This window comes from Endozoicomonas sp. SESOKO2 (assembly GCF_024606245.1).
Taxonomy (GTDB): domain Bacteria; phylum Pseudomonadota; class Gammaproteobacteria; order Pseudomonadales; family Endozoicomonadaceae; genus Endozoicomonas_A.
The window spans coordinates 1-4,487 of the sequence record NZ_JAHHPQ010000653.1 but is presented as its reverse complement, the minus strand read 5'-3'; the positions used below and the strand labels follow the sequence as shown (position 1 = coordinate 4,487).

The window sequence follows — 4,487 nt, the reverse complement described above, 5'->3', positions numbered from 1 at the left end:
ACCAATTTATTGCAACCGCAGTAGGACAGCCTTAAGTCCGACAGGCTGCTAGCCAAACGCCATTTTGAAAGACTTCTTTCTGGAGCACTGTAGTCGCGTCTTTCAAGTCAATTAAATCAACATCTTTACTAAAGTGGCAAGCAAGCTCCTGTGCTTTATCCCACAAAAGCTGTTGAGAGGTTTGCCCAGAGATTAAGACCGCTAAGTCTATATCGCTTCCGGCTGTGGCATGCCCAGTCGCCTGACTGCCATACAAAACGATACCCTGCAGAGTTTCTCCAAATGCTGCTCTAAGTGACTCTTCAATATAAGAAGCATCTAAACTGGCGTGCATATCTTCTCTTTGAGAGATGGTTGTGTCATTAGCATAACACTCCTCAAGGTATAGTGGATCCCATACACTGGACAGGTGGTTAAGTTGAGTTTTCTGGCTGTGACGTTCCCCTTCAGGAGGAAATCATGAGTACCAATTTGTTAGCTGATGCTTCCGACCCCTCGTTTCCCACTGAGACCATAAGAAATATCTAACTAAACAAAGCTTCTATCAAATAGCCCAGCTTTCGTCGTTTTCTGCTTAACCATTGGATCATAAAGTGACGATTTTCAGCTGTTGAACAACGTTCTCGTTCGATCGAAGCAATAACCCTCTCTGGTGTCGTATACCTCTGGGTTTGCCAGTTGATATACATGGGGTAATGACAGTGAGCAAAATAGATCAGTTCGTCTAAAGTTCTTTTGCGATGGCGTCTTTTGCAGATCAAGTGATCAACGGTTACTCCCCATCCTGCATAAAAAGGCTGGCCCCAGCAATGGACTGTTTTTCCAAGTGTCAGGGCTTCAAAACCTGCCAGAGAGGTCATGACGTGCAGTTCATCACATTGCTCAATACAATCAAAAATATCACCATCCAGTACAACATGATCGACCCAGTCCAGGGCCAGACTCTCGGGAATATGACCCTCCCTCCCTGCTAAAAGAACATCCGGATGGGGCTTGTAAACAATAAAAGCATCAGGCGCGTGGGTTCTGACCGCCTTAATCAACTCAAGATTGGATGAGATTTCAGGGCTGCCCCATTGGATAGAAGCATCGCTGTCCACCTGACCTGTAATCAGTATCTTTCGCTGATCCATTCTGACTGACTCAAACAGGCATTGCTGCGAGCCTTGCAGATTATATTTGCTGATTCGTTGTTCTTTCAGGGTCTTACGTAAAGCTTTTGCCCGCAGGAGTTGCTGATCATTGAGCTCAATGGTGTTGATTGCAGTTTCGAGATCAGAGGGTCGTGAAGCATCAAAATAGATGCCCGTCTGATCCAGAATCAAAGAGCTGGGTCTGCGCAGGTCAGCCCCCAGACCTACTGAACGAATGAAGGCGTCTTCAGCTCTGAAAAGCTTAATATTCGATGGCGGTTTATAATCATGATGTTTGGCTCCCCAAACTAAAATGCCATCATCAGGTTTCGTCTTCGCTTCAGCTTGCTGAACCGATTTTACAAACAAAACCTTTTCTGAAATCGCTTCAGTAAAATGCTTTAAAAAGGCTCTTTTCCATAAGCTGAAGCCCACCGCATAGAGTGTGTTGACGGGCTGGCTCCGTGAAGTTCTCTGCAGGACGATAAGCTCAAGAATATTTTCCAGCTCACACCGTTCAAAAGTTTCCGGATCAATATAACGAGTGTACTTCAGGCAGGCTGCAGCAAAGAGGCTTTCAATAGTATGCGTTTGTTTCCGACGAGGGCAGGGAACCCGGTCATCGGTTAACCCCCAGCCACTGTAAAAAGGGACACCAAAACAAACGACATTTTTCTTGTGCCAGAGTGCTTCGAATCCTAATTGAGAGGTAACGACGTAGACTTTTTCAAAGTAGGGGAAAAGAGACTGAGCATTAACCTTGTCCGCAAGAATATGTATTCTGGGATTATCAGGAAGATGGCTGCCGAGATAACCCTTTTTGGTACCCAGAACAACATCAGGATGAACTTTTATCCAGATTTCAGAATCCGGATTCTCCGCAAGCGCCGCATCCAGCATTTTCTCAAAGCTGGAGTCATCCGCTACTCCAAACTTGACGGAACAGTCTCCGTAAGTCTGATCAACCACAAGAACACGTTTCAGCCCTTCAGCTTCAGGCTTCCAGCCGTCTATAGGCTCATGATTATATTTAGTGATTTTGTTGTCAGTAATCTGAGCCAGAAGGTTTGAAGACCGCTCTCGTAATTCTGCGTTGAACCAGTCGGGACGATTGAGAAGCGCTTCAATATCAGAAGGGCAGTTAGCGTCGTAATAAATGCCCTGTTTATCAACGATCAGAGCAAAGCGTTTGTCACCCAGGGCAGGGTGGCCCAGATAGCTGATAAAGCCGTCTTCAAGGTGCCAGTAGGGTACCTGATGCTTTTCTGCAAGTTTTACAGCTTTTTCTGTGTTGGCTTTTTTGCCCCACCCCACAACAACATGAGAAGGTTGTATTTTCGTGTAAGACTTTTTCTTCTCTATGCGATCGCACTGCAAGAGAGTAGTCAACTCTCCTGCTTGACTTATCCCGCGAGAAAAAGTAATGAAAGCGGGTTTTGGTTTTAAAGAAGACGGCAATGGAGTCACAGCTATTTGATAGAAAAAGGTTAAAAGGTGGATAAAAGGCTTTATCGGTATTTTGAATAGATACTGAATTACAGTGAATTATCTACTATTACGATCAGATGCCTTGGGCATTGTGCTGATTTAAAATGCACCTGTTGCATTAATCCGGCAACTACCATAACAGAAAAAACGTACAACAGGTGAATTTTTGCATTGTGCGCAAGAATGCTTGACGGTCGAATAATCCACATTAATATGACAAGGCTAAAACGGTTCAACACTGAACAACCTTTAAGCCTTACAGCTCATTTCCAACCGTTTTTTCATCCAGTTCTGAGTTCCGTGGCAGTTTCTTCTCAACCAGATAATCAAGAACCACTTGAGTGCATTCCTTAAGGCGCATTTCTGCTGTATTAATGACAATCTCCGGGTTCTCAGGCACGTCATAACGGGAATCAATGCCCGTAAAGTTTACGATTTCACCTGCTCTGGCCTTTTGATAAAGACCCTTGGGATCACGCTGCTCACAGACATCCAATGGAGTGTTGATAAACACTTCGATGAACTCGCCTTCAGGCAGCATATTTCTGACCATTCTTCTGTCAGATGTGAATGGAGAAATAAACGCACTCAGAACAATAAGGCCGGCATCAACTAACAGGCTTGAGACCTCACCTATACGGCGAATGTTTTCAACCCGGTCACTATCGCTAAAGCCCAGATCCTTGTTCAAACGATGCCGAACATTATCACCGTCCAATACATAGGTATGATAACCCTGTTCATGCAGAAGAGCGTCAACTGCATTAGCAACGGTAGACTTACCTGAGCCACTCAGGCCGGTAAACCAGATCAGGCAGGGCTTTTGCGATTTCAGGTTCGAACGTGCTTCTTTAGAAACCCTGTGAGTATGCCAGGCAATATTTTCCATATTCCAGTTAAGCTCATTGTGCTAATGCTTCGGATTGGCCTTACTCAACTGCTCAGCCATCAACACTGCCGAGCTGCAAAATAGCAGGGGCTGTCATAATCTTTCCCTGTCTTCAAACCAGACAAAGCACTTGATAGCAGGATTTAATATTGGTTTTAAAAGACTCTGATATAGCAGACCAGGACAGTGCCTGCACAATTATGGGTATGTTGGAGTCACGTAAGGCTTCATTAAATGCCGTTAACTGATCGAAACTATCATGCTCGTCTTGCCCATCGGGGAAGTGAACGACAATGTCCAGATCACTGGCATCATGATTAGTACCTTTTACACGACTCCCATAAGCCCATAGCCTGGTGCCACGGGTGAATATTTGTGATGCCAGATCACAGACAGACTCACGATCCTTTTCTCGTAAATCAATCATTTCTAACTCTATTTAAATGCTTTCCTATCGCTGTCTCCAAAATAATGGCATCAGCGATAAAACCTGGTAGCAACTTAAGAGTGTATTCAGCGAATTTCTTGCCATAAACCTTCAGACACTTGCGAAGGAGTTTGTCAGCCTGTTCGAGGATGATTTCAAACTCTTTAACACAGGCTGACCGGTACATATCGTAATCTATACTGCCTTCTTCACAGGCGAGTAGACGGTTATGAGCAGTCTCCAGTGTCTTGATGCAACGGGAAAAAAAGTAGTGTCTATAGTCATGTGTCTTAATGGCAATGTTTGTTTAGCCTCGGAACGAATTGATTTCTCTCCATGGTTCTTTGGACAAGGTCTGAATGTTTAATCAAGTATATACCCAGGTATATACAAAGAGGATCAAAGATGAAGACGACCATTTTCAAAAACAACAAAACACAGGCTGTACGGATTCCCAAGGAGTTTGTGTTTCCAGACAATGTGAAACACGTTCAAATCACGGCAAAATCATGAAAGTGCCTGCCCAGCAAGGACTTCAGCCAGATAGCGT

Annotated in this window: 6 protein-coding genes; 1 reads left to right on the top strand and 5 read right to left on the bottom strand. The window is 44.4% G+C overall.

The features are described 5' to 3' along the window. Positions 1–31 precede the first annotated feature (31 nt). The 5 genes from KDK17_RS16190 to KDK17_RS16170 form a co-directional block, all read right to left on the bottom strand. Positions 32–334, bottom strand: coding sequence for a nucleotidyltransferase family protein (locus KDK17_RS16190; protein WP_257282164.1), 303 nt, complete (start codon positions 332–334; stop codon positions 32–34). A gap of 190 nt (positions 335–524) precedes the next feature. Further along, positions 525–2,510: a capsular polysaccharide biosynthesis protein gene (locus KDK17_RS16185; RefSeq protein ID WP_257282163.1), complete on the bottom strand. Its 1,986-nt coding sequence runs from the start codon at positions 2,508–2,510 to the stop codon at positions 525–527. Between the two features lie 367 nt (positions 2,511–2,877). After that, a complete protein-coding gene (gene cysC, locus KDK17_RS16180) occupies positions 2,878–3,510 on the bottom strand; it encodes an adenylyl-sulfate kinase (RefSeq protein WP_257282162.1) in 633 nt (210 codons plus the stop codon). Positions 3,511–3,622: 112 nt separating this feature from the next. Further along, a complete protein-coding gene (locus tag KDK17_RS16175; protein WP_257288529.1) occupies positions 3,623–3,937 on the bottom strand; it encodes a nucleotidyltransferase family protein in 315 nt (104 codons plus the stop codon). Beyond that, a complete protein-coding gene (locus KDK17_RS16170) occupies positions 3,930–4,124 on the bottom strand; it encodes a hypothetical protein (RefSeq protein ID WP_257288528.1) in 195 nt (64 codons plus the stop codon). Before KDK17_RS16170 ends, KDK17_RS16175 begins: the two co-directional genes overlap by 8 nt. Positions 4,125–4,296: 172 nt before the next feature. On the opposite strand from KDK17_RS16170, the gene KDK17_RS19380 reads away from it, so the two are divergent. After that, positions 4,297–4,487, top strand: a 191-nt coding sequence (locus tag KDK17_RS19380) for a hypothetical protein (RefSeq protein ID WP_368736435.1), incomplete at its 3' end; no start/stop codon positions are given.

Excerpts from the sequence above, each read along its gene's own strand:
- KDK17_RS16170 (WP_257288528.1), bottom strand. The coding sequence starts at position 4,124 with ATGTACCGGTCAGCCTGTGTTAAAGAGTTTGAAATCATCCTCGAACAG.
- cysC (WP_257282162.1), bottom strand. The coding sequence starts at position 3,510 with ATGGAAAATATTGCCTGGCATACTCACAGGGTTTCTAAAGAAGCACGT.
- KDK17_RS16175 (WP_257288529.1), bottom strand. The coding sequence starts at position 3,937 with ATGATTGATTTACGAGAAAAGGATCGTGAGTCTGTCTGTGATCTGGCA.
- KDK17_RS16190 (WP_257282164.1), bottom strand. The coding sequence starts at position 334 with ATGCACGCCAGTTTAGATGCTTCTTATATTGAAGAGTCACTTAGAGCA.